The 23,917-nt window shown below is 47.8% G+C and carries 23 protein-coding genes, 6 tRNA genes and 1 riboswitch; of the genes, 8 read left to right on the forward strand and 21 right to left on the reverse strand.

Annotation, left to right across the window (positions count from 1 at the left end):
- Positions 1-2 precede the first annotated feature (2 nt).
- Positions 3-485 (forward strand): glutathione peroxidase, encoded by a 483-nt coding sequence (locus D328_RS0118960; RefSeq protein ID WP_026281264.1) that lies wholly within the window; start codon positions 3-5, stop codon positions 483-485.
- A gap of 108 nt (positions 486-593) precedes the next feature.
- Here the strand turns inward: D328_RS0118960 and D328_RS0118965 are convergent.
- Positions 594-676, reverse strand: a tRNA-Leu gene (locus tag D328_RS0118965).
- Positions 677-1,070: 394 nt separating this feature from the next.
- On the opposite strand from D328_RS0118965, the gene D328_RS29410 reads away from it, so the two are divergent.
- The 3 genes from D328_RS29410 (at position 1,071) to D328_RS30375 (ending at position 2,922) form a co-directional block, all read left to right on the forward strand.
- The gene (locus D328_RS29410) at positions 1,071-1,769 is read left to right on the forward strand and encodes an urease accessory UreF family protein (RefSeq protein WP_018886621.1); all 699 of its coding nucleotides are present in this window, start codon (positions 1,071-1,073) and stop codon (positions 1,767-1,769) included.
- 280 nt (positions 1,770-2,049) lie between these two features.
- On the forward strand, positions 2,050-2,256 hold the full coding sequence (locus D328_RS0118975; protein WP_018886622.1) for a hypothetical protein: 207 nt from the start codon (positions 2,050-2,052) through the stop codon (positions 2,254-2,256).
- 42 nt (positions 2,257-2,298) lie between these two features.
- Positions 2,299-2,922 (forward strand): hypothetical protein, encoded by a 624-nt coding sequence (locus tag D328_RS30375; RefSeq protein ID WP_018886623.1) that lies wholly within the window; start codon positions 2,299-2,301, stop codon positions 2,920-2,922.
- A gap of 87 nt (positions 2,923-3,009) precedes the next feature.
- Here D328_RS30375 and D328_RS0118985 read toward each other — a convergent pair whose 3' ends face one another.
- The 8 genes from D328_RS0118985 to D328_RS0119020 form a co-directional block, all read right to left on the reverse strand.
- Positions 3,010-3,444, reverse strand: a complete 435-nt coding sequence (locus tag D328_RS0118985) for a helix-turn-helix domain-containing protein (RefSeq protein WP_018886624.1) — start codon at positions 3,442-3,444, stop codon at positions 3,010-3,012.
- Positions 3,445-3,623: 179 nt separating this feature from the next.
- A complete protein-coding gene (locus D328_RS0118990) occupies positions 3,624-4,085 on the reverse strand; it encodes a MarR family winged helix-turn-helix transcriptional regulator (protein ID WP_026281265.1) in 462 nt (153 codons plus the stop codon).
- A gap of 215 nt (positions 4,086-4,300) precedes the next feature.
- Positions 4,301-4,383: transfer RNA gene (locus D328_RS0118995), tRNA-Leu, on the reverse strand.
- A 12-nt stretch (positions 4,384-4,395) separates the two neighbouring features.
- Positions 4,396-4,471 (reverse strand) — tRNA-Lys (locus D328_RS0119000).
- 204 nt (positions 4,472-4,675) lie between these two features.
- Positions 4,676-4,747, reverse strand: a tRNA-Glu gene (locus D328_RS0119005).
- A gap of 84 nt (positions 4,748-4,831) precedes the next feature.
- Positions 4,832-5,722 carry a carbohydrate ABC transporter permease gene (locus D328_RS0119010; protein WP_018886626.1) on the reverse strand — a complete coding sequence of 297 codons (891 nt, stop codon included), beginning with the start codon at positions 5,720-5,722 and terminating at the stop codon, positions 4,832-4,834.
- Positions 5,723-5,724: 2 nt separating this feature from the next.
- The gene (locus D328_RS0119015; protein ID WP_018886627.1) at positions 5,725-6,618 is read right to left on the reverse strand and encodes a carbohydrate ABC transporter permease; all 894 of its coding nucleotides are present in this window, start codon (positions 6,616-6,618) and stop codon (positions 5,725-5,727) included.
- 96 nt (positions 6,619-6,714) lie between these two features.
- Positions 6,715-8,049: an ABC transporter substrate-binding protein gene (locus tag D328_RS0119020; protein ID WP_018886628.1), complete on the reverse strand. Its 1,335-nt coding sequence runs from the start codon at positions 8,047-8,049 to the stop codon at positions 6,715-6,717.
- 379 nt (positions 8,050-8,428) lie between these two features.
- Here D328_RS0119020 and D328_RS0119025 point away from each other — a divergent pair, with 379 nt between their 5' ends.
- Positions 8,429-9,370, forward strand: coding sequence for an ArsR/SmtB family transcription factor (locus D328_RS0119025; protein WP_018886629.1), 942 nt, complete (start codon positions 8,429-8,431; stop codon positions 9,368-9,370).
- A 232-nt stretch (positions 9,371-9,602) separates the two neighbouring features.
- Here D328_RS0119025 and D328_RS0119030 read toward each other — a convergent pair.
- The 5 genes from D328_RS0119030 to D328_RS0119050 form a co-directional block, all read right to left on the reverse strand.
- A tRNA-Ser gene (locus D328_RS0119030) sits at positions 9,603-9,690 on the reverse strand.
- Position 9,691: 1 nt separating this feature from the next.
- Positions 9,692-9,767: transfer RNA gene (locus D328_RS0119035), tRNA-Asn, on the reverse strand.
- 136 nt (positions 9,768-9,903) lie between these two features.
- Positions 9,904-10,359 (reverse strand): hypothetical protein, encoded by a 456-nt coding sequence (locus D328_RS0119040; protein WP_033413226.1) that lies wholly within the window; start codon positions 10,357-10,359, stop codon positions 9,904-9,906.
- Between the two features lie 47 nt (positions 10,360-10,406).
- A complete protein-coding gene (locus tag D328_RS0119045; RefSeq protein ID WP_018886631.1) occupies positions 10,407-10,640 on the reverse strand; it encodes a hypothetical protein in 234 nt (77 codons plus the stop codon).
- A gap of 230 nt (positions 10,641-10,870) precedes the next feature.
- The gene (locus D328_RS0119050) at positions 10,871-11,389 is read right to left on the reverse strand and encodes a SprT family protein (protein WP_018886632.1); all 519 of its coding nucleotides are present in this window, start codon (positions 11,387-11,389) and stop codon (positions 10,871-10,873) included.
- 111 nt (positions 11,390-11,500) lie between these two features.
- On the opposite strand from D328_RS0119050, the gene cmpA reads away from it, so the two are divergent.
- Positions 11,501-11,656 (forward strand): cortex morphogenetic protein CmpA, encoded by a 156-nt coding sequence (gene cmpA, locus D328_RS31070; protein ID WP_018886633.1) that lies wholly within the window; start codon positions 11,501-11,503, stop codon positions 11,654-11,656.
- 35 nt (positions 11,657-11,691) lie between these two features.
- On the opposite strand, the gene D328_RS0119060 is transcribed toward cmpA, so the two are convergent.
- The 5 genes from D328_RS0119060 to D328_RS0119080 all read right to left on the reverse strand — a co-directional run bounded on the left by D328_RS0119060 (position 11,692) and on the right by D328_RS0119080 (position 17,938).
- On the reverse strand, positions 11,692-13,908 hold the full coding sequence (locus D328_RS0119060; RefSeq protein ID WP_018886634.1) for a Tex family protein: 2,217 nt from the start codon (positions 13,906-13,908) through the stop codon (positions 11,692-11,694).
- Positions 13,909-14,225: 317 nt separating this feature from the next.
- Complete coding sequence (locus D328_RS0119065; protein WP_007429335.1) at positions 14,226-14,576, reverse strand: type II toxin-antitoxin system PemK/MazF family toxin; 351 nt, start codon at positions 14,574-14,576, stop codon at positions 14,226-14,228.
- Positions 14,577-14,582: 6 nt separating this feature from the next.
- Entirely contained in the window at positions 14,583-14,864 is a 282-nt protein-coding gene (locus tag D328_RS0119070; RefSeq protein ID WP_018886635.1) for a CopG family ribbon-helix-helix protein, read from the reverse strand.
- A 379-nt stretch (positions 14,865-15,243) separates the two neighbouring features.
- Positions 15,244-16,440 carry an alanine racemase gene (gene alr, locus D328_RS0119075; protein WP_018886636.1) on the reverse strand — a complete coding sequence of 399 codons (1,197 nt, stop codon included), beginning with the start codon at positions 16,438-16,440 and terminating at the stop codon, positions 15,244-15,246.
- A 250-nt stretch (positions 16,441-16,690) separates the two neighbouring features.
- The gene (locus D328_RS0119080) at positions 16,691-17,938 is read right to left on the reverse strand and encodes an outer membrane lipoprotein-sorting protein (RefSeq protein ID WP_026281267.1); all 1,248 of its coding nucleotides are present in this window, start codon (positions 17,936-17,938) and stop codon (positions 16,691-16,693) included.
- 282 nt (positions 17,939-18,220) lie between these two features.
- Here D328_RS0119080 and D328_RS0119085 point away from each other — a divergent pair, with 282 nt between their 5' ends.
- Together D328_RS0119085 and D328_RS0119090 are read left to right on the forward strand one after the other, a co-directional pair.
- On the forward strand, positions 18,221-19,417 hold the full coding sequence (locus D328_RS0119085) for a PstS family phosphate ABC transporter substrate-binding protein (protein ID WP_018886638.1): 1,197 nt from the start codon (positions 18,221-18,223) through the stop codon (positions 19,415-19,417).
- Positions 19,418-19,621: 204 nt separating this feature from the next.
- Positions 19,622-19,768, forward strand: a riboswitch (FMN riboswitch).
- 184 nt (positions 19,769-19,952) lie between these two features.
- Positions 19,953-20,918, forward strand: a complete 966-nt coding sequence (locus D328_RS0119090; protein ID WP_018886639.1) for a DMT family transporter — start codon at positions 19,953-19,955, stop codon at positions 20,916-20,918.
- A 327-nt stretch (positions 20,919-21,245) separates the two neighbouring features.
- Here the strand turns inward: D328_RS0119090 and D328_RS0119095 are convergent, their stop codons facing one another.
- Both D328_RS0119095 and D328_RS0119100 read right to left on the reverse strand, forming a co-directional pair.
- On the reverse strand, positions 21,246-22,742 hold the full coding sequence (locus tag D328_RS0119095; RefSeq protein WP_018886640.1) for a carboxylesterase/lipase family protein: 1,497 nt from the start codon (positions 22,740-22,742) through the stop codon (positions 21,246-21,248).
- A gap of 94 nt (positions 22,743-22,836) precedes the next feature.
- Positions 22,837-23,394 carry a GbsR/MarR family transcriptional regulator gene (locus D328_RS0119100; RefSeq protein WP_018886641.1) on the reverse strand — a complete coding sequence of 186 codons (558 nt, stop codon included), beginning with the start codon at positions 23,392-23,394 and terminating at the stop codon, positions 22,837-22,839.
- Between the last annotated feature and the right edge of the window lie 523 nt (positions 23,395-23,917).

The raw sequence follows: 23,917 nt of genomic DNA on the forward strand, positions 1-23,917 counted from the left end.
CGATGAGTATTTATGAATATACTGCCACTTCATTAAAAGGAGAGACCGTGGATCTATCCCGGTACCGGGGCAAGGTACTCCTGATTGTCAATACAGCCAGCAAATGCGGCTTCACGCCCCAATTTCAAGGATTACAGGAGCTCTACAACGAGCTTCATGAGCAGGGTCTGGAGGTTCTGGGATTCCCGAGTAATCAATTCGCCAATCAAGAGCCGGGGTCAAGCGATGACATACAGGAGTTTTGTCAGATTAACTATGGAGTCACATTCCCTATGTTTGAGAAAATCAAAGTGAACGGCGATGGAGCTCATCCCCTCTTCAAGCACCTGGCATCCGCGGCCCCCGGTCTACTCGGCTCCAAGGCAGTCAAATGGAACTTCACCAAATTTCTGGTCAGTCGCGACGGGAATGTCATCAAGCGATTTGCGCCAAATACTCCACCAGCTGACATCATACCCGATATCCGGCAGCTACTAGAACAATAGGTCCGACGTGATCGTCACTATTCCTCGATATGAGAGTCTTCCTTCAAGGCAAAAAAAAGAACCCTTGTTCAATGAACAAGGGTTCTTACTTCTGTTGTTAAATCAGGATGCGGTCGAGAGGACTCGAACCTCCACGGGCATACGCCCACTACCCCCTCAAGATAGCGTGTCTGCCATTCCACCACGACCGCATGTATTATTTAATGGCAACAGATTTATTATACTCCTTATTCATGAGTTTGTAAACCTCTAATTCATAATTAAATCATCAATTTACATAAATCCAGCAAGTGAAATGTTTGATCTATGCAACGTCGAATCACAAATGTTACCTTTATGTAATTTATATGTTATAAAATATAACTTAAAAGGTAGATAAATCACTAAAATATGGCTTTTTATATTGACAAAGTCTTTATATCTATGTAAAAATAAACTCCATAAAGCAAAGGAAGCAATGAAATCTTCACTTAAATGATAGAATACATCACACAAAAATATAAGTGTTGAAAACTTTACTATATAAACAGAGAGTAACATGGATAGCGAGTTGTCAGGTAAATCAAACCTAAGGAGGGAGCCCCCATGAGCAAGAGTAGTCGATTGCTTGATTATGCTCATCTGTTAAACCCTACAACCCCAGCATGCGGCCACTCACAAGCCTATATTCTGTATGCCAGGGTCTCTTCGGGACAGATCAAGACGCTTGAAGAAGTACATGAGTATATGCGGGATCACCTCCTATGTAATCTGGTGAGAACAGATGGGATGGCCATCAAGGGGATCTACACCGCCACCGCACAGCAGGATGGCTGGAAGATTGCGCTGATCGACAAGATGCTCTACTCTCAGCAAAGCGACCACGCCAAGGATGCCAATGCATTATCCTCCTCCAAGCTGATCAAGCTTGCCAAGGCACTATATCCTTGGATCCAATTCGAGGAGTTCGAAGCCTGTCTGCATCGTTATAAAGCGGCTGGAACACTTGCCACGGTCCACGCATGGATTAATTTCCAGCTAGGGGTTGATCAGAACGAAGCTGTTACAGGCTATTTGGATGCTGCTGTGAGCTCCTGTGTATTTAATGCCGCCAGACGTCTGAACATCGCACCGGACAAGACGCGAGCCACAGCTCGGCAGATGTTGGAGGAGGTCGAATCGGAGTGGAATATCATCAAAGACCTAGACCCTGCTGAATTCCAGCGTCCTGTAGTACCCCATTCCATCTCCACAGCGCACATGATGCTGCCTATACGGCAGAACGCTCACATGCAGACGAGCTAAAGCAAGCAACACCTACAATGTCGCCCCGGAAAAACCAAATACATCCCCTCATCCCAAAGAACTCCTACCGCTGTTCTCCCCTGCGGCAGGAGTTCTTATCTTTGTATTCCTTTTCATCTACGGACTTAATAACGCCACCAAAAGCACCTTATTAAAGTAATTTCAGATTGTAAGAACACTTAAATAAGTGTATAATGACGTCAAAGGTTAAATCATGCCTGTTTTACCATGAATTATAGTATAGCGTTCGATCTTGGAAAATAATAAGGGGCGAATCTTCATGAATAATCGAAAACCTGTCACTGCCCTGGGATGGGCTATTAAGCGTAGACTTGCGGAGCTACAGCTTGATCAACAAAGCTTTTGCAAGCAATACGGAATACCTCCCTCCCGCCTGTCCAATCTGATTCACGGCACAAGAAAAGCGAACCGATATAGGCAGCAGGTTATCGAAATACTAGGCATACATACGTTAGACCAAGACTAAGGGTCATGTCTCGCAACTACAGGTAGGGGAGTGTGAACGATATTGGTCAGAACCAAGGCATTGTCTCTGGAGGATGCCATTCATTCCTTGCGCAGTCAAGTGGTGGCCACTGATAAGCAAGGGATTATTCACGCTGCGAATCAAGCCTGGATCACTGCCGGAATGCACAACGGTAGACCTGCAAATTTTGATTGGGCCGGCCAGGACTACTTCCAGTATCTACACTGGCAGCACAGGGGTGACGATCTGCTACTTCGCAAAGGCTTTCGCGACGTCAGTCAAGGAGATCTCCACTTCCACAGACAGGAATACTTTCGCAGACACTGCGCAGGGAATGATTGGTTCCTGCTTGAAATAACCCCATTCATCGAGCCACATTCCATGAAGATCAGCGGACTTGTCATTTCCCATACGAATATTACAGACTATAAAAACAGAGAATGCTGGTTAGTAGAGGCCTTAACTGCTATGAGCAGCCATCAGCATGTTCAGGACATGCTGCCTGTCTGCGCTGTGTGCAAATCCATCAAGGACGAAACTAATCATTGGCTCTCTCTTGAGGATTACCTGTTTAAGCATACTCATGTCGACTGCACACATGACATTTGCCCAAATTGTATTCGCCGACTATATCCCGGTTACTCCTCCATCCTTGATCATCCTTAAAAGATAACCATCATACAATCAGACAATAACAAAAGCCAGAATGGGGCCTTCAGCTCTCATTCTGGCTTTTGTTATTGGTCATCCATTTTATTCATTGGATTTTTGTGAGGAATGAGTATCTTCAACAGTACGTCCTTCGACTTCCTCGTCTTCCATAGCGTCCGCCTGCTGAAGCTTTCCTTTACGAAATCTTGTAAACTCTATGTATTCTTTGATAAAGTCCTTCTCCGCTTCAGCTAACTCATTATCTTGGCAATTCAATTGCCCCATGATGTCAAAAAAATAAGCTTCCCGCTGCTCTTTAATTAAATCTTTGCCCATATCTCGTCCCATCATCAGCCAATCCAAAGAGACACCAAAAAAGGTGGCAATCTCAATGAGCTTACTTGCGCTTGGCTTAGTCTTGCCACGCTTCCAGTCACCAAAATTGCCAGTACTAATATTAAGCTCTGCACAAAACGCTTTCTTGGTTAGTCCCCGCTCTGCGATGAGCGCTTCAATCCTCTGATAGATCGATTGCATATTCAACCGCCTTCCACCCGAACTTGAGTTACATTACCAGAATGCAAATACTGAGATATTTTAATATATTATACCACAATATACACACAAGGCGGTTCTTTCCTTGAACGGCACCCGCTCCATTCGGATAGAATCGCCCAGCAGAAGATCAGAAGCACATATCCGTTATGACTATGACTCTAGAAAGGAACATTGTCCACCTTCATCAAAATGGACTTGATTTGATTCAGCGATTCATTAAGCTGGGTCAAATCTTCTTCCTCCAGTACAGTTAGCCTCTTCTGCACCGTCTCAATCATGGAATCTCTGATCTCTAAGCAGAGCTCATCCCCACTGGGGGTAATCGACACATCAATGACACGCCGATCTGACTCACTTTGAATTCGCTCAACAAGTCCATATTCCACTAATTTATCGATCAGAGGAGTCATATTGGGCCTAGACACATGCAAATGCTTGGATAAATCCGATACTGTGGACCGCCGAATCTCCCATAGTATGAATAGTACCTGGACATTCGAAGAAGTCAGCGGATAACGAAGATTACTGGCCACCAGCTTCGGGGCAATGATCTTCTTTCCGATTAAGGGTAGAATCCCCAGCAGATTCTCTGATATATTCACCAATATGGGCTCATTCATATCATACACCGCCATTCCCTGATATAAAGCAGCACATAGACGCACTATATGCACTCTCGATCCTTAGCTACTCAAAAACTCATATCTTCCATTGTACACTAAAGCAGATTTTTTCATAAGTGGCGTGTTATTTGTCATCATGATCGGAAGTCCACAGCAAGTGTAAATATAACAAAAGAGCCTCTTCGAAGGAAGAGACTCTTGGTCGATTCAGATGCGGTCGAGAGGACTCGAACCTCCACGGGCGTACGCCCACTACCCCCTCAAGATAGCGTGTCTGCCATTCCACCACGACCGCGCAGACAATTCATGGTGAGCCATGAAGGACTCGAACCTTCGACACCCTGATTAAAAGTCAGGTGCTCTACCAACTGAGCTAATGGCTCTTACTAATATAATGTATTCCTACCGAAGCCTACGCTCCGACGAACCACTAGGGGTTCTCATCTTTCAACGGCTATGGGATAGCCTTATGACCCGTAGGGGATACGCCTCACGATGTGAGCCGACTGCGATGCATTCCTACCGAAGCCTACGCTCCGACGAACCACTAGGGGTTCTCATCTTTCAACGGCTATAGGATAGCCTTATGACCCGTAGGGGATTCGAACCCCTGTTACCTCCGTGAAAGGGAGGTGTCTTAACCCCTTGACCAACGGGCCTTGATTTACAATGTCCTTGTGACAACAAAAATGAGTATATCAAAATCAAGGACCGTTGGCAAGATTAAATTTTAATATTTTCGACTAGCCTTTCACTGCGCCTGCTGTCATCCCATCAATGAAGTATTTCTGGAAAGCAACGAATAAAATAAAGATCGGAATAATGGAGAAAAACGATCCTACAATAAGCAAATCATAGTTGTTACCGTAGGGTGTCAGCAAGGTCTTGAGTCCGATTGGTAATGTATATTTACGCTCGTCACTAAGTACCATGAATGGCCACAGGAAATTGTTCCAGCTATTCATCCCGTTAAGAATGGCCATGGCTGCAAAAGAAGGCTTCATGATGGGCAGAATCAGACGCATATAGATTCCATACTCCGACGCCCCATCAACACGCCCTGCTGCGATAATCTCCTTGGGAATGCCGCTCAGGTACTGTCTAAAGAAGAAAATGGTCGCTGCACTAGCGATACCAGGCAGTACAATCGCCGAGTAGCTATTCATCATCCCCAGATTATGAATGAGCGTATATAACGGCAGTAGCAGAATTTCGAAAGGTACCATCATAATGAGCAGCACACAGATGAACAGAAAGTTCTTGCCCTTGAATTCATAAGCCGCGAACCCGTAAGCAACAGTCGCACTAATAAACAGCGTCAATGCGACCTGTACGACCGTAAGCAGAATCGAATTGAAGAACCACGTAAAGTAAGCATGATCGCCTGTGAACAGATACATATAATTGTTGAAGCTCATTACAGACGTATCAAAGCTTAGATTCAATCCATAACGAATCAGCTCCTGACCAGGCTTGAAGGAAGCAAGGGCGATGGCATAGAACGGGAGTAGAATCAACGCGCATAGTATGGAAAAGATCACAACAAGACTGATTTTAAGTAGCAGTTCTTTTCTCTTCACCTGTGCATCCTGCCGCAGACCGGAATAAGACTGAATAATCACATCCTTCTTCATGCTTAATCCTCCTTCTTGAACAAGCCGGAAAAGGCCAGCTGCGTCAGATTAATAATCATCGTAACCGCTAGCAGCACAATCCCTACAGCCGCCGCGTAGCCAAGATTATTCTTCTCAATTCCTTGTCGGTACAGGTAACCAACAATCGTAAGTCCGATGTTCTTCGGCGAATTGTTTCCGTTCCAGAGCATCATGCTCTCAATGAACATAGCAAGGCCGGCATAAATACTGATGGTCACAACATAGATCGTCGTCGGCTTCAGCAGCGGCACAGTAATCATGCGAAACTTCTGAAATGCAGAGGCTCCGTCAATTGAAGCAGCCTCATAGTATTCATCCGGAATATTCTTGAGCCCCGACAGAAAATACAGCATGTTGACCCCAGTCCAACGCCATGTCGCGAGCGCAAGCAAGGCAATGAAACCCGTAACCTGCCCTTTCAGAAACTTGACTGGATCAATACCGAACCAGCCGAGCACACTGTTCATCAGTGAGCCATCCATTTCTCCGAAAATCAATCGGAAGATGGTACCCGCTACCACGACAGAGGTCAACGCCGGGAAGAAGAAGGATGACTTGAAGAATTCTCTCCCCCACATCATCCGATTATTGATTAACACGGCGAAGAGCATCGGGAAAGGAATCAGAATCGCTAGCGTCAGGATCATGTACATCGTGCTGTTCAGTACAGCTTTCAAGAAGATCCCATCACTCAGAAGCCGAGTGTAGTTGTCTACGCCAACCCAGTTCGCCTCCTGCCCCAAGGATATTTTCTGGAAGCTCATCTCGAAGGAGTTCAGTAACGGATATACCCAGAAGACGGCGAATACGATGACAAAAGGCAGAACAAATACGTACGGAGCAACCTTTTGCGAGTACAGGAAATTTTTGATCATCTCTCTTACTCCCTTCCTCAAAATAGAGCCGCTCTATACAGAGCAGCTCACTCCTATCTCTACAACAAATTTACATCCGAAATTCGACTCTCTAGGCTATTTAAGCTCCTGCTCTATTTGCTGCTGGGCGTCGTTGAGCGCCTCCGTAATATCCCGACCGTCTTCAAAAATCTCATTCAATGTCACCGTACATAGCACATTGTTGATCGTCGGATTGGCCGAGGTGGATTTGATCAGTTGGATCTCATCCTTGATCTCGTTCAGTACATCGAATGGATTATTCACGAAATATTTCACGAATTGATTTTCTGGGTTGTGCGTGATGTCCTTCATAGACCATACATCCAGGTTCACCGGGTCAAAGCCCAAGGTGTTCCAGATTTCAATATTAGCATCCTCAGATAGCTTGGCGAATGCTACGAACTCCTTGGCCAGTTGCACATCCTTAGCCGTATTGGTAACTACAGTACCTGTGCCGCCACCTCCGAGTGATCTTGGCATGCCCTCTTCCATGACTGGCAGAGGAGCAATCGCGATCTTCCCGGCCAAATCAGGCATATAGTTCGTATATCTGGACATTTGCCATAGTGGCATAAACGCAGTAGCATAGTTGCCTGAATTGAATTCGCCGTAGGCTTCCTCTGTATCCGGCTGCCCTCCAGCTATGGTGGCAATCACGTTATTGTCCTGAAGATCTTTTAGCACGCTCAGGCCCTTGATCATTTCTGGCGTATTCACCTGAGGCTGTCCGTCTGCATCCGTAAAGTCTGTATCCTGCTGCGCCAGCATAATCCCAGACTGCCAGGTAGCGCTCGTATCAGCGGTTCCCATATATTTGCCTGTCTTCTCATAGACCTGAATGCCGGCTTTCTTGAAGTCATCCCAGGTCACGATCTTGGTATAATCTACCCCGGCTTCTTCAAGAATCTCTGTATTGTAGAATGCTACTGTTGCACCGACATGTGTAGGTGCGCCGTAGTTCTTGCCATCCTTTGAATAAATATTGATGCGAGACTCAACGATGGTATCCCGATAGGGATCAATAACATCATTCAACGGCTCCAGATGTGGTGTGCCAGCAAGAAAATCAGGGAATTTTCCCAGTTCAATATCTGAGATATCCGGGGCACCCGTTCCCGTCTGCAGAGCTATAGACAGCTTGTTATGCATGTCATCGTAAGGCATTACAGTTACATTGAGCTTAATCTGCCGATCCGGATTGGCCTCATTCCATTTGCCCAGCATCTTCTCAAAGTGCTGACCATGTAGCTCCACAAAGGTCCAATAAGACAGCTCTGTAGCATTCTCTCCGGCACCAGCATCCAATACGGAGCTTTTTCCGCTGCTGGAGCTTCCTCCAGAATTGCCACAGCCCCACACCATAAGCAATAAAGATACAACCGTTAACATTACAAACCATTTTTTCTTCATGCTCGACCCTCCCAATTGTCCTTACCGGGTGTAATGAAGTACCATTAAACAGCTCGTTTTGGAAAAAAATATATTGTATCCGCTTCCAAAAACAAGATAACATATAAGTTAAGCAGTTGTAAACAAATAAATATAAAACAATTCATGTTTTTATAAACTTAACTCCACTTTTTTCTTGTTTTTGGGTATAATGTTGATTCCACGAGCTTTAAACCTTACTTAATTTCATTTTTTTATAAAATAAAATTTGTGATTTATGTTGGAATTGTGAATAAAGAAGTTGGTTTCATATCATTAAGGAGGTGGAATTGTCCTTTTATCCATTTTTACTTTATAATGTTCTAAAATAAACTTCATTCTGGAACGGAGTTGCTAATCCATGATTTATATAAAAAATCTGATGAGTGGGCTTGAAGTCTTCAAGGCACTCAGCTCGGAAATAAGAATTCAAATACTGGAGCTACTGGCATCGAATCAGGAGCTGAATCTGAACGAGATTGCGAAGCGGCTGAATCTGAGCAACGGGGCTATAACGATGCACATCAAAAAGCTGGAGGAGAGCGGTCTGATCGAAATTCACAGTTCCGTCGGCAAGCATGGCATTCAGAAGGTATGCTACTTGAACAAAGATAAGCTCATGGTGGATTTTCGTAGCAAGGAGGCCGATAATCTCTATGAGGTTGAAATTCACGTAGGACATTACAGTAATTACCAAGCTTCCCCTACCTGTGGACTTGCCACCAAGGATAGCATCATCGGTGACTTCGATGATCCACGCTATTTTGCAGACCCACAGCGTATTCACTCCGGTATTATCTGGATGGCTGAGGGCTTTCTGGAATATCGTATCCCGAATTATCTCAAGGCCAATCAGAGCTTTCGAGAAATTCAATTCTCGCTGGAGCTCGGAAGTGAGGCGCCTGGTCATGCAGATAATTATCCATCCGATATCCAATTCTCCGTCAATGGTACTGAGATTGGTTACTGGACCAGCCCTGGCGATTTTGGTGATGTACGCGGGACGTTCAATCCGGATTGGTGGCCCCCCCATCTGAATCAGTATGGCATGCTGAAGCTCATTCGGATCAATAAGGATGGGAGCTTCATTGATGGCTGCCGCATCTCGGATATCACACTGAATGATATTGCACTGGATTACAAGAGCGAGCTCACCTTTCGCATCGCTGTAGGCGATAAGTCGATGAACAAACGGGGGCTTACGATCTTCGGGAAAAATTTCGGGAATTACAACCAAGACCTGCTTGCCCGGGTGCTGTATGATGTGCATGAGATTGAGGATGCTCAAGCTCTAGGCGAATAGCCCAGATGAACCGTCACATCAGCTACCACCGTATCCATTCAACCCCACAACCAGACATGGTTATAAAAAAGAAACACGCTAAATGCCTAGTAGCATTAGCGTGTTTCCTTTTGCTTAATCAACGGAGAGAGAGGGATACTCTCACTTCGCTCGAGACTGCGATGTAATCCTAACGAAGCTTATGCTCCGACGAACCCATATGGGTTCTCATCCCTGCAGGACGTCTATTCAACGGAGAGAGAGGGATTCGAACCCTCGCACCACTTACGCAGTCTAACCCCTTAGCAGAGGGTCCCCTTGAGCCACTTGGGTATCTCTCCATGGCTCCCCGAACAGGACTCGAACCTGTGACAACTCGATTAACAGTCGAGTGCTCTACCAACTGAGCTATCAGGGAATGAAAAAGTATGGACATGTATAAATTTATCATGAATTGCAGACCGAGTCAAGATAACCAATCTTGCTCAGCAGGATCACCCAAGACGACATGCCTCATACTCCATTTTCCAAGCTTGGCTGGTGATTTTGCTGTATTAGGTCCCCGATTTGATTAAATTCAGCTTTACCCTGTCTGGTTCATCCACATGGAGCCGTAATACGAAATTAGCACTCGAATGCGCACAAATCACGCCATTAGCTTCCTCTACAATATCTACAAACGGATTGGAGCTCTCGGAATACATGACCCAGGTGAGTTGCCCACCTGGCTGCAAATAAGCGACAAATCCCTCAGAGCCGTGGCTCCCCTCGCCCACACAGCCATACCCCCCGTTGGATAATTGAATCCTCTTCGTCATCGTGATGTAGGTAGTCTCATCAGGATTACACTCATGGAAGTGCGACAAATCGAACCACTCGCCCTGCTTCAGGCGTGGATGCGGATAGGATTCGATGTTCATGGCAAGCGATCTGCCATCAGCCCAATAGAGGCCATTCTTAATAGGAAGCTGCTCTTCTGCCCATAGGTCTAATATACAATGCTTCATCATTTCACCTTCACTTTACCCGTACAAGTAATTTATAACGACTTCTCTTCTCACTGTAAGACAGGAAGCAGGATATAGCTAATGAGCGAGCCCATGAGGAAAGCGATGAATACACTCAACCATTGGGGTCGCCTCTCCAAGTTCACTTCTGCAATTCCAGCAAGACACATCAGAGCGAACACCGCAATTTTCCAGTTCATAGTTAAATAAGGGTTCATTCCCCCTAGCATAAATGCTACAAGACGTAAAATACTACCCCAGAGTAGAGAAAATCGACCCGACATCACTCAGCCTCCTTTCCAAATCATATACCGTCATTTGTGACGAGTAGCGAATAACGACCGATGACCATCATCATGGCCCATTAACAGATTACCTCATTTATCCACTAAAGTTCAGCATAAAAGAGTAATAATATTATAGATTCGTTAGACTTTATCGTAGCGCACGACAAAGAGCCTTCCCGATGTAGAAAAGGCTCTTGATTACGAAGGATGCTTACATGGGCGACATCTTACGAGCCCGAAAGCTCATACAACTGTAGCCTTCCACTACATTTGCCACATTGATAACGCCTTGGGTCCATTCGCTTCTTCCGCATGTACATGTGACCACAGGCAGTACACTGTAGCTTGTACCGAAATGGTCGTGCTTGTCGTGATGTAGAGCGAGCATCGTTAGCAGGTAAGGTCCGGCAATAACGACTCCCCCCCACCTGGGCTAGCAATGTCTTAAAATCAGCGTCTCGATGCTTGTAGCCCATTCCGCGTAGATGCAGATGATAGTGACAGAGCTCGTGCTTAATAATACGCTCCACTTCATCTCGGCCAAATGCAGCCAATTGGTGCGGATTAATCTCGATATTGTGGCTCTTCAGAAAATACCTTCCACCTGTCGAAGACAGACGAGTATTGAAGCGTGCTTGGTGCCTGAAGGGTACGCCAAACGAGCTGAGCGAAATGCTCTCAATCCATTCCTGCAACTCCTCATCACTCATCTGTGTATGCTGCGACGCCGCTGTTTCCCTATCCATGTGCGCTCCCTCCCCACGACACTCCCCATCGAAACAACATTTTTACGGAACACATTGGGCGGCTTCCCCATATGCTAGACATACACAGGTTCGCAAGAGGAGGAGAGACGCATGCCCCAATGGCTCAGCAACCAGCTAATGCGTGCTTTTCACAAGCGGGATCGCAAGCAGATTCAATTATTGAATGACTGCTGGTTCCATTACCGAAGCACTCAAAAGAAAGCTCCAGCACCCTCAATGAAGGGTGCCAGGAATCCTTTGTCTTGATTCATACGGGACACGGCCCACCAGATGAGACCAGATTAAGCTTCCATGGGCTCATCTGCCGGTGCCTTCATCGTTAACCCAACTCTACCCTTCTTCAAATCCACATTCAGCACCCAGACAGTTACGTTATCACCGACAGACACCACATCCATCGGATGCTTCACGAAGCCACTACGCAGCTGGGAGATATGAACGAGTCCGTCGCTCTTGATCCCAATATCCACGAAGGCTCCAAAATCAATTACATTACGCACGGTACCCTGCAGCTTCATTCCTGGCGTCAGATCCTCAATCTTGAGGACGTCCTTGCGGAACACGGGGAGTGGCAACTCGTCACGTGGATCACGACCAGGTCTCATCAAGCTGTCCAAAATATCCTTCAGCGTAGGGACTCCGACCTCCAGCTTCGCAGCCCACTCTTCAGGCTGCAGTGCAGACAGAGCAGCCGTGCACTCCTTACTTCCTACTTCAGAGGTAGCCATTCCAAGCTCTTTGAACAAACGGTCTACAACCGCATAGGATTCCGGGTGAATTGGCGTTCGATCCAGCGCGTTCTCCCCACCAGGTACACGCATGAAGCCAACACACTGCTCATAGGTTTTGGCTCCCAGCCGTGGTACCTTCTGCAGTTGACGGCGATTGTTGAACTTGCCGTTCTCTTCGCGGTACTTGACGATATTTTTGGCAATAGTCGCATTAATGCCTGCTACATAGGACAAGAGCGAAGGAGAAGCGGTATTCACGTCAACGCCTACATGGTTAACTGCCGACTCGACCACAGCCTTCAGACTTTCTTCCAGATGCTTTTGTGACACATCGTGCTGGTATTGCCCCACCCCGATAGCTTTAGGATCGATCTTGACCAGCTCAGCAAGCGGGTCCTGAATCCGGCGGGCAATTGACGCTGCACTACGCTCTGCCACATCCAGATCGGGGAATTCCTCCTGCGCCAGCTTCGACGCCGAGTATACGCTCGCCCCTGCCTCGTTAACGATCAGATACGCCAAGCGGCTGTCACCGATCTCTGCAATGACCTCTGCTACGAATTGCTCCGTCTCACGGGAGGCCGTTCCGTTCCCGATCACAATGAGCTGAAGGTCATACTTTGCGATGAGCTCCTTGAACTTCTCCGCGGCCTCACGCTTTTTGTTGTTCGGTGGCGTCGGATAGGTCACAGCGACCTCCAGAAGCTTACCCGTGTCATCCACGGCTGCAAGCTTACAGCCTGTACGATAGGCAGGGTCTACACCAAGCACGCGCTGCCCCTTGATTGGAGCCTGCAATAGCAGGCTCCGCAAATTACCCGAGAAGATGGAGATCGCCTGCGTCTCGCCCTTCTCCGTCATCTCTGCTCTGACCTCGCGTTCGATGGAAGGCGCGATCAGACGCTTGTAAGCATCCTCGATAATCGTGTGTAATAGCTCAGTGACCAGAGAATTACCTTTCACAACCTGTCCCGCAACATAGCGATGCACCGGTTCCGCTGCAACTTCCAGATTCACCTTCAGAATGCCTTCACGCTCACCACGGTTAATCGCCAGAATTCGATGTGGTGGCATCTTCTTGGCCAGCTCACGATAGCTGTAATAGTTCTCGTAGACAGATTCTGCCTCAGCATCCTTCGCTTCCGATACAAGCATGCCGTGATCTAACGTATATCTGCGTACCCAGGTACGAATCGCTGCATCATCTGCGATATTCTCCGCCAATATGTCAGACGCACCTTGAATCGCATCAGCTTCGGTCTCCACACCGCGCTCAGGATCAATATAACGGCCTGCTTCCTCCTGCAGACTGCCCTGCTTGGGCTGTGCCCAAATCCATGCGGACAATGGCTCCAGTCCACGCTCCTTGGCGACACTTGCACGTGTCTTCCGCTTTTGGCGATAAGGCCGGTACAGATCCTCCACTTCCTGCAGCTTCACCGCATTGACGATAGCCTTGGACAACTCCTCCGTAAGCTTGCCCTGCTCCTCGATGATTCGCAGCACCTCGGTCTTACGATCCTCCAGATTGCGAAGATATTGCACACGCTCCTCGACCTGACGAAGCTGATTCTCGTCCAGCTCACCGGTCATTTCCTTACGATAACGCGCAATGAAAGGAATCGTGTTACCTTCCTCCAGCAAAGCTACGGTAGTTCGTACCTGCTTAAGGGACAGGGACAATTCCTGCGATACTTGCTTGATAATGCGCTCTGCCCGCTGCTTTTGCTCTATGTTTTGCTGCTCTTGCTCCTCTGTATTGGACATACGTCTTACTCCTCCTTGGACCCGTCACGCCTGCTGGCTACCATAATTTGAAGGCTGGTACATCAGCTAGGACGTTCACATTTATACACGTTCCTTATTATCACAAAAATCATGACAAAGCGCCAGTGCCGCATACTTGACGCAAAAGAAGCCGCATTGCTGCGGCTACCACGCTGCACATGACTGGCCCATTGTGGCGCCACGCATCATGTGTGATATCAAGATTTGCTGCATGTGCGCTCGCAGCTTGAACAAATAATAAGGCCATGAAGTTCGGACACCTCATGGCCTCTTCAAGACTGCATCTTGCCTGTTGTCTAGAAATCAATCAAGCCCAAACTGATCTGTAGAGAATCGCTTACTTTACGCATCGTCTCTTCATCCAGATGGGTGATCTTATCGGTAAGCCTTTGCTTGTCGATCGTTCGAATCTGCTCCAGCAGAACAACTGAATCCCGATCGAAGCCGTGCGTCGCTGCATCAATTTCCACATGCGTTGGCAGCTTCGCTTTTTGAATCTGGGCGGTAATAGCCGCCACGATTACAGTAGGACTAAAACGGTTGCCAATATCATTCTGAATAATGAGAACCGGTCTTACGCCCCCTTGCTCCGAACCGACAACAGGTGAAAGATCCGCAAAAAATACGTCGCCGCGCTTCACGATCAATGTTCATTACACCCCGCTTACTGTGCGGCCCAGAGTGCTGTCTGCATCTTCCTCCGCGTGAAACGCCTCGGATGCCATGGTAAGATTAATCTTCGCCATCTCCATATATCCGCGCTGCATCGCTTCACGGATATAACGCTTCTTACGCTCGTTCAAATACAACTTCATGGCCTGTCTGATGAATTCACTGCGGTTGGAATTTTCCATAGCTACAATCCCGTCCACTTCCTGCAAAAGATGATCTGGAAGACTGATCATGATCCTTTTCGTGCTCTGCAAATTGGCCAACGTTACTTCCACCCCCACAAACCTTGTCGCCATTGTACCATTATAACGTTATTCACGGTAATTTATACAAGAATAATATATGTGCTCCGTATATCAACTATGCTGTATCCCATTATAAACTACACGGACCGCCTACGTACAGTGCTTCTCGATCTGAAAAACGATAGGAAATCGTCTCTATACAACAATTTTACCGTCTAGATTTTATAATTCGAGATGCAAATGGCGAACTCCTGCTAGTTTATATGGTTTCTCTTGTCATTTCCTCGTTAAATATTACCAATCAAGGAGAACCGGTTTTGTAACCTTCGCGTTATTCGCGATAATGGTGGTATGACTTGTCGATTCATGGGGATGGAAATCAATCAGACCAATCAGACTATTCCTCACGAGAGGTCAGCAAGGGATTCGTAAGAGCAATCCTTACACCGTCTCGCAAATACGCACGCGGCACTCTCGCCGCAAGCATGCAGACCACTTCATAGTGGATGGTACCCAGCTTGGAGGCCAGCTCGTCAGCACGGATGCAGCCGTCTGACTGCTGACCGATGAGAACAACCTCTTCACCGGCATGAATTGGCTTGGCAGCATTCGCAAAATCCTGGAGAAGGACCATGCATTGGTCCATACAGATCGTTCCGACCACAGGCACACGACTTCCACGAACGAGGACCTCGGCTTTGCCAGTCAGCATACGCGAATATCCATCGGCATAGCCAACGGGCAACGTCCCTATACACTCCTCTTCCGTAGTAACATAGCGGGTACCATAACTGATTCCCCAGCCGGGGGGCAGGGTCTTGACATATACCAGCTCTGTCTTCAAGGTCAATACGGGCTTCAAGTACACCTGCTCATGATTCACCTCATCGGACGGATACAGCCCATACAGCGATATGCCGATCCGCACCATATTCGGCGAGAGTCCTGGCGTATCCAGTGCTGCTGCACTATTAGCCGTATGTATAATGGGAATGTTGATGCCTTGCTCTGATAACGTCTCTGCCACACTCCAGAATCTGCGATATTGCTCCAATGTATATTCTTTATCTTCTTCATCTGCACGGGCAAAATGAGTGAACAGCCCTTCCAGCTCAGCCTGCTCTGTCTCCAGCACACGATTAACGAAGGCTACAGCGTCTTCTCCCGGAAGTAGTCCCAGGCGTCCCATGCCACTGTCGATCTTGATATGGACCTTCAGCCTTCGCAAATCGCCACTACGATCCAGTCGGGCTATAGCTTCCAGCACCTCTGGGGAGAATAGTGTGATGGTAATGTCATGCTCCCATGCTATCTGTACCCCATGCGGTCCTGTATAACCGAGCACCAGAATGGGAAGCGTGATGCCTGCATGACGCAGCTCCAGCGCTTCATCAAGAAACGCTACGCTGAGATAATCAGCACCTATTCTCTCCAGCTCCCTGGATACTTCGACAGCTCCATGACCATAGGCATTTGCCTTTACGCATGCAAGCACCTTCTGGGTCGACGGGAGCGCCTGCCGAAAGGCCATATAATTAGCTTCAATGTGATTCAAATTGATTTCGGCCCTGGTCGGTCTGTAATGTCCTTCCAATTCCTCACCTTCATTTCTGAGAGTCCTTCGCCAGCATTTGTCAGCACGCCATACACCTGTGCTTGGCCAGTACTACCTGACAAGATGCTCTGGTCAATAGAACTATGTTAATGTTCTGCGAACCGACTGTCAATGAAGCTGCTACCGGAAGGTTGATCGCCCTCTCACACCGTGCAAAAAAAACAATAAAAGACGGATATCGGCGGAGCAGAGGCTTGGCTCTGGACCGTCAATATCCGCCGTTATGATGTTATTTACCCGATTGATCCTGCATAGAAGCGGCAATCTTGGTCATCTCGCTGACCGGTAGATCCGCGCTCGTAATTCTGAATTCGACCCCATCGTTCATCCAGGTCAAGGTCCGCTGCTGATCTCCGGTCAGCACACCCATCACTCCGAAGCCCATATCAATGAGGCTACCTGCTGACAGGGACACGGCCCGATCCTGAGGTCTGGCTTCTACGATGGTGAAATTGTACTGTCCTTCATAGCGAATCATGACAGCATGATTGCTGCTGTCGGTAATGACAGGCATATCGCGCATTTGTACCCCTTCTGGGAGATAGGTAGGCTCAATCAAGCCAAATTCGCTCATGGTCGGATCGACGACCCCTTCTCCCTCTTCTGCCGATTGCTCTGTAGATGAATCTGTGGAAGGTTCAACAGCAGACGGCTGCTGGCTGCCTGCCTTATCCTCAGCACCCTCGCTTGATGTCCCCTGCTGCTCGTTCCCAGTTGCCTCGTCAGTCTTCTCTCCTTGTCCCTCAGCTGATCCTGGCTCTTGGGATTGCTGCGTATTATTCGTATCGACAGCTGCCTCTGCCCCTGACGCCTCCGGGGTACCTGCTTGTGGAACAGCTGTGCTGCCCGCGGTCATATTACGTTCCATATCGAAGGCGTCCTTGTTGAATTTAGTGCCGAATTTGAAATCACTGAATTTGAGATCGACCAGCACCTTCGCATTCGCGTCAGACACCTGAACCTGCTGCGGCGCATAATTTTCTTTATTGAGCCAGATCTTCTGACGTACAAGAGAGCTACTGTTATAGTTCGCTGCTACATCAAAGACGTATGCATTCTCGCCACTCGCAAGCTGGCGGGTCTTGTCTCCAATAATACTACGCACAAGCGTCTCATACAGGTAGACCTGACCTTGATTGTCGGGCCAGTCACTCTTGAAGCGGAAGCTCTTGTTCAGACTTGGTGTCAGGACGAAGACACCTTCATCGTTGCGAAGCACAATCTGGGTAACATCCTTGTTCTCATTGGTCATGGCAATTCGATAGTAGGATGGCTTACGATACGACACATCAACCAAGTACTCTTGCGGCGTCTCTCCTGTATGCAGTGTCATCAGCGCCGTGCCGTGGTAGCTATCCATCCCGCTGACCACATTACTCAAATCCTTTACTACATCGTCCGCGCTTTTCTTGCCGCACCCGGCAACCAGCACGATCACGCACATGATCATGGCAAGCATCCATGAACTCCGGCGCATATCATCAACCCCTTCAGCACATGTTTTGATTCGGAATAGTACATGTCTATGAGGGACTTGTTCGATTTATGCAGACTAGCATGACAAGCCGGATTGTGAATTTGCATGGCATACTCTTTCGAGTGAATAAAGGGACGGATCTCTTAAATAGTTCCAAAAATGATTCCAAACTGTCACCTTCTCCATCTCTCCTGGCCTTGATCCCCTGTAGAACTGCCGTTATCTTGAATAAAGGGGGTTTTTGGAAGACAAATATAAAGCTACCAGAAAAGAGGTACGATCGTGATCCTAAAAATCGTTGGACAGGTTGCCGTGACTTTACTGTTACTGGCACTCCTGCTGTTCACAGGCTTCATTTTGCTATTCATTATTTCGTTCAGCATGGACACCCAGAGGTTCTACATTCCTATGCTATTGATTGTTATTGGCATTTTGGCGCTATATATCATTCTGTTCAATTTCCGTGCATTCCGCACTCGGCGACTGTTCCACAAGCTCTCCGCAGTGATGTTGGGTATCTGTCTTCTGACAGCTGGCGGCTACGAAATCAATCATATGTATCACAAAAGCCTTGAAATCAACAGTGTGCAGGACGTGGATATCGAGCAATACCAGCCCTTCCAGAACAAGGGTACCGTAGCCGTGCTCGGACACAAGGCTTCCTTTACCCTGTCAGCCACAGATGATCTGCCGCGTCTGGATGGAGCGACGGCACTGTATCCACTGTATTCAGCCTTCGTGCAAGCTGTATATCCTGAGAAGGAGTACACCCTGTATAACAGTGAAGTGATGGGCTCAGGCACTGGACGTGCCTATGAGCAGCTTATCATGGGCGAGTCGGATATCATATTCGCCATGTCACCCGGGGAAGTCCATCAGAAGATGGCCGCAGAATCGGGGCTTGATCTGAAGCTAACTCCCGTGGGTCGCGAAGCCTTTGTATTCTTTGTCCACAAGGATAATCCTGTCACAGCTCTGACCAGCGAACAGATTAAGGATATTTACACGGGACGCATCACGAATTGGAATCAGGTCGGAGGCAACAACGAACCCATCAAGGCGTTCCAGCGGCCTGAAAATAGCGGCAGTCAGGCGATGCTGCAGAAATTTCTCGGCGATGAGGAGCCTATGCCTGCCATTACCGAGGATGTGATCGCCGGGATGGGCGGAATTATTCAGCAAGCGGCTGGCTACCATAATTACAAAAATGCCATCGGATACTCCTTTCACCACTTCACTACCAACATGAACAAAAATGACGGAATCAAGCTGCTTGCTGTCGATGGAGCTCTACCCGACATAGCAGCGATCCAGAGCGGAGCTTATCCGATCATTTCAGAATTTTATGCGGTGACGGCTGAACGCCAAGGAAAGCTCAGGCAGCCACCGAAGCCAAGTGTAACCAAGTTGCTGCAATGGATCGTCTCTGAGGAAGGCCAGTCTCTGGTCGAGGCGACAGGGTATTTTCCACTGAAGTAAGAGGTTGTAAGCTGGTGCCTTGGATTGAGTAAAAAGCAGCTAATTCCTTTTTTCTTATCGGAATAAATTCATGTAATAAGATCATGATCTGTGCAATGAGAAAAATCATGCAAAACGGCAAGATTCTTTTTACATTTTCATATATTTTTCACTGGACGAAATCATAAAATCAATATATTCTGTAAGTAACTAAAAAAACGGAATAAGGATCTTCGGGGTAGGGTGAAAGTCCCAACCGGCGGTATAGCTCTAATGAGAGCTGAGCCCGCGACTCATGCGCTTCCATAAGTGTATGACTGATTTGGTGAGATGCCAAAGCCGACGGTATAGTCCGGATGGAAGAAGATCGACACATTAAGCCTTTTGTATGTATAGCTGGTGGTTTAGGTATACGTTATTATTTCACATACCTACAATTATCCTATATATGCTGAACTGGTTTATTTGATTAGCCCCCGAGCGTACACCTTATCCGTGTATTTCGGGGGCTTTTGTCGTCATCACCGGTCCTGTATTCATAAAGGAGTCTTAAAGCATGAGCGATACTACTGCAACCTCTGTTAGCTTTTCCAGACCGAAAATGAACAGCGGCTTTTGGCTGGTCGTCCTTGGTGCAGCCCTCTGGGGCGTTGATCCACTGTTCCGCATTCTGCTGTTGGACACTCTAACCTCCGCGCAGATCGTCCTTCTGGAGCATGTCCTGCTATTCTTATGTGCAGCTCCTATCCTCTGGAAGCATCGGGAAGAGCTGAAGCGTATTCGCCTTCGCCATGCTGTCGCCCTGTTCATTGTATCCTGGGGCGGTTCGGCAGTAGCTACCATCCTGTTCACCATGGCTTTGGCAGATGGCAATCCGAATGCCGTCCTGCTACTGCAAAAGCTCCAACCACTGTGTGCTATTATCCTAGCGCGCTTCATTCTGAAAGAAATGCTGCCGAAGCACTTTGGCTGGTTACTGGTAATCGCACTGGCTGGTACCTATATGCTTACCTTTGGCTGGTCCCTGCCTTTTGGTCATGTCAACGAATTCATCCAGATGGGAAGCTTGCTCTCTCTGGGAGCTGCGGCTCTGTGGGGCGGATCTACGGTTATGGGACGCTATCTGCTTGGCACCATGAAATACGAGACGGTAACTTCTCTTCGCTTCATGCTGGCCTTGCCGCTGTTGATGATCGTTACAGCTGTAGAAGGTGCTCCATGGCAGTTCCCGGCTGGACTAATGGCTGCAGGTGCTGTTACGCTCAACCTGATTCTTCAGGCCCTCTTGCCTGGACTGCTCAGTATGTTCCTGTACTACAAAGGTCTCGCAACCACCAAGGCGTCATATGCTACGCTAGCTGAGCTAAGCTTTCCAATGATCGGTGTCATCATCAATTGGATTGCATTTCGAGAGATGGTCACGCTGCCCCAGCTCACGGGCTTCATGCTGATCTGGGCCACCTTGTTCATCATTTCCCGTCAGCATAAAGAACCGGCCATGGAACCTAAGCTAGTATCTTAAGCAGATCAAATATGAGTATAGAGCCGCTGCAAGTGGGGAGCCCTGTCGACCACTGTTAAGCCTGCTGTTCATTGATCTAGGATCTCCCCAACTCATTAAATCTAATAAACGCCAAGGGCGATACCAGAGTCAAAGTTGACTACTGATATCGCCCTTCTCTTGTTGTACTATAAGGCACTTACCTTGGTTACTTCAATGTACTCACCTGTTACTACAAGCACTCAACCTATGAGTTATCTGATATGGGTCACACGATGGAATTGTTATGTACCCACGATATAACCTCTCATTAACCTCTCCTACTACGTCCTGACTTGTCACAATCCGCTAGCTCGCTTCACCCGTGAATTGTCTACGCTTGTCTGCATCCGGGTCCGAGACGAGACTGAGCTCCTGATCAAACACCGCCGTTACACGCTGTGTCGTCTCATAGGCTGGCCATTGCAGCGCTGCTGTTGCAGGATCGCCCGTCCGGGCAAAGGCAGCCCAGGCCGACAGCATTTGTCTCGACAGCTCCTTCATGTCCTCAGTGAGCTGAATGCCAAGTCCAGTCAATAGCTCAAGGTTACCGAATACGAAGGCAATCTCTGCTCCATGCACTGCTTTTCCCAGAAAAGGGTGGCCTGCGAGTGACCAATCGAACCGATACATCCACACGGATTGGTATCTTGCTTGTGCTGAGGCATACTGTACAGCAGAGCGCCAGAAATACAGCTCAGTCATGAATTTGCTCTGCCCCTCGACGGTCATTGGATAATACCGCAGCAGTTCCTCCCCATTCTCCAATCCTGTCAATGCATAGATTGCTTGTACTGCCAATTCAGGACTGATGAGGTGCTCCGGCTCGCGAACGAAATAGGCCCCTTCATCCAGATTCGTTCCGATGAGTAGCGGTACCTGAGCTCCTTGGCCGGATTGAATACAGGACAGCGGCTCCTCTGGCAGCGTATTCCCATCCACCACGGGCTGGAATAGCAACGTAATCCCGGCAGAGCCAACCTTCTGGTGCAGCTTATAGGTTGCCATCGTAATATCCTCCAGCGGTATGGCTGACAGATGCTCAACGGTTGGCTGCTCTACACCCAGCTCCTTCAGAAAAGCTGCCGCGATTGCGTGCGCCTTGTTGGCCTCCAGCACCTGTGATGCCCCACTTTGCATAATGGCCCGCTGGAACAATCCCTTTGCCGAAGGCATAGCTAGCAGCGCCCCGATGCTCATGGCACCAGCAGACTCCCCAAACACGGTTACGTTCTCAGAATCACCGCCGAAGGCCGTGATATTCTCCTGTACCCATCGGAGGGCAGCCACTTGATCCAGTAGGCCCGCATTGGACGCCAGCTCTGGGTCAAACGATGACAGATGCAAGAAGCCCAGCGGTCCCAAACGGTAGTTGATCGTTACGACCACCACATCTCCTTGCTGTGCAAGTGTACGCCCGTCATACAAGGACATGCTGCCAGAGCCCGTTACGAAAGAGCCACCGTGAATCCACACCATGACAGGCTTGCCCACAGAAGATACCACTGTAGCCTCAGTTGCCAATGCTGGGCTCCATATGTTCAAATACAAGCAATCCTCATCAGGATCTGGCTGCTCCGCTCTTGACCCAAAGATTCCCTCACTACTCTTGCCTGGCTGTGGACATACGGGGCCGAATTGTGCAGCATCGCGGATGCCCTCCCAGCTGGAGGGTGGCTCAGGGGCCTTGAAGCGCAGTTCTCCAACCGGTGGACTTGCATAAGGAATTCCCTTCCATACCCATACACCCTGTTCCTCTGTACCTTGTAACCATCCGTACTGTGTCTGGACACGACCGTCTGACATTTGAATACCTCCCCATCAAATATACATTTAGGATCTGAGGCCTCATTCAGGCAGCTACTCCACGGCGGTATCATCCTGTGAGACAGCCTTCGGCTCACTGCTCTTCTTTTGGCACCAGCTTGTAGATTTCTTCATCCTCCAGAGCGTCAATCAGACGATCCAGCCACTTGTAAAAAGATACTGCCTGCTTCATTTTATCACGATCATGCTCCAATATTTTCCTAAGTTCATCATTCTCCAATTCCTGGTCCAGTAACTTGTCCATTTCGTAGATGGCTTTGCGCATGACCTGGAGATTCATTTCGACAGCTTTACGCCACTTGATCGCGAAAAAATCTGCGAAGGTCTGATGCCAATCCATCTCTACTTCGTACAGATCCTTTCTGGAGCCTTTATTCCACACTTTATTGACCATTTTCAGATCAAGCAGTGTTCTCATGCTCGTGCTCATGCTGGTCTTGCTCATTTCCATTTCACGTCCCATGTCGTCCAGCGTCATGGGATGGTCCGCGAAGAACAGCAGCCCATACAGGTGCCCTGTAGATAGAGTTACACCATATAGATCCATATTTTTACCAATGGCCTCAATCACTCTTTTACGAATCTTCTGCAGCGTCTCCTGCTGCACTTCAGTCAATTGGTCCAAGCTCATGCTTGCAACCTCCTATCAGCTATTCTTGCTTCAATACTTCTTATATTTGCTTCTCTGCTTCCAGAGGAATGTAACTCGCATGTTCTTACTCCGCCAGATGCTCTCCTATTTCATGACACAGCGGGACCCGACATGAATCATGCCAATCCCGCTTGCTCATTCTAAATATGAAGCTGTAAAAGCTCTCTGGTGTCTTTTTTGTAATTATATAGAATTTGTTTACATTATTTAAGAAAAGAACATGCATTTTTTCACTACTTTGCTTCCTTTTCATTAACATTCGGTTTCAAAAGTCTGCTTTTTGCTTATATTTCTGATTAATGTCTATTCTACAGAAAAGAATAAAGCAAAGTAAAGTTACGAATGTTAAAGCTATTGAGAGCATAGTGGAGGATATTAGAGGATAATTTCATACAGTTTTTTCTGTACGTTCCTTATGAACAGATTTTTCGGTTGAAAGAAACGTAGACTGTCTGTTACAATTATCAACGTTGCGAACGAAGCCTACGGTCATTCATACAAT

The sequence above is a fragment of the Paenibacillus massiliensis 2301065 = DSM 16942 genome (assembly GCF_000377505.1).
GTDB lineage: Bacteria > Bacillota > Bacilli > Paenibacillales > Paenibacillaceae > Paenibacillus > Paenibacillus massiliensis.

What these genes read in the sequence shown, in the direction of transcription:
- D328_RS0118960 (WP_026281264.1), top strand. Translation starts at nt 3, where the DNA reads ATGAGTATTTATGAATATACTGCCACTTCATTAAAAGGAGAGACCGTG.
- D328_RS29410 (WP_018886621.1), top strand. Translation starts at nt 1,071, where the DNA reads ATGAGCAAGAGTAGTCGATTGCTTGATTATGCTCATCTGTTAAACCCT.
- D328_RS0118975 (WP_018886622.1), top strand. Translation starts at nt 2,050, where the DNA reads ATGAATAATCGAAAACCTGTCACTGCCCTGGGATGGGCTATTAAGCGT.
- D328_RS0118985 (WP_018886624.1), bottom strand. Translation starts at nt 3,444, where the DNA reads ATGCAATCGATCTATCAGAGGATTGAAGCGCTCATCGCAGAGCGGGGA.
- D328_RS0118990 (WP_026281265.1), bottom strand. Translation starts at nt 4,085, where the DNA reads ATGAATGAGCCCATATTGGTGAATATATCAGAGAATCTGCTGGGGATT.
- D328_RS0119010 (WP_018886626.1), bottom strand. Translation starts at nt 5,722, where the DNA reads ATGAAGAAGGATGTGATTATTCAGTCTTATTCCGGTCTGCGGCAGGAT.
- D328_RS0119015 (WP_018886627.1), bottom strand. Translation starts at nt 6,618, where the DNA reads ATGATCAAAAATTTCCTGTACTCGCAAAAGGTTGCTCCGTACGTATTT.
- D328_RS0119020 (WP_018886628.1), bottom strand. Translation starts at nt 8,049, where the DNA reads ATGAAGAAAAAATGGTTTGTAATGTTAACGGTTGTATCTTTATTGCTT.
- D328_RS0119025 (WP_018886629.1), top strand. Translation starts at nt 8,429, where the DNA reads ATGATTTATATAAAAAATCTGATGAGTGGGCTTGAAGTCTTCAAGGCA.
- D328_RS0119040 (WP_033413226.1), bottom strand. Translation starts at nt 10,359, where the DNA reads ATGATGAAGCATTGTATATTAGACCTATGGGCAGAAGAGCAGCTTCCT.
- D328_RS0119045 (WP_018886631.1), bottom strand. Translation starts at nt 10,640, where the DNA reads ATGTCGGGTCGATTTTCTCTACTCTGGGGTAGTATTTTACGTCTTGTA.
- D328_RS0119050 (WP_018886632.1), bottom strand. Translation starts at nt 11,389, where the DNA reads ATGGATAGGGAAACAGCGGCGTCGCAGCATACACAGATGAGTGATGAG.
- cmpA (WP_018886633.1), top strand. Translation starts at nt 11,501, where the DNA reads ATGCCCCAATGGCTCAGCAACCAGCTAATGCGTGCTTTTCACAAGCGG.
- D328_RS0119060 (WP_018886634.1), bottom strand. Translation starts at nt 13,908, where the DNA reads ATGTCCAATACAGAGGAGCAAGAGCAGCAAAACATAGAGCAAAAGCAG.
- D328_RS0119080 (WP_026281267.1), bottom strand. Translation starts at nt 17,938, where the DNA reads ATGCGCCGGAGTTCATGGATGCTTGCCATGATCATGTGCGTGATCGTG.
- D328_RS0119090 (WP_018886639.1), top strand. Translation starts at nt 19,953, where the DNA reads ATGAGCGATACTACTGCAACCTCTGTTAGCTTTTCCAGACCGAAAATG.
- D328_RS0119095 (WP_018886640.1), bottom strand. Translation starts at nt 22,742, where the DNA reads ATGTCAGACGGTCGTGTCCAGACACAGTACGGATGGTTACAAGGTACA.
- D328_RS0119100 (WP_018886641.1), bottom strand. Translation starts at nt 23,394, where the DNA reads ATGAGCTTGGACCAATTGACTGAAGTGCAGCAGGAGACGCTGCAGAAG.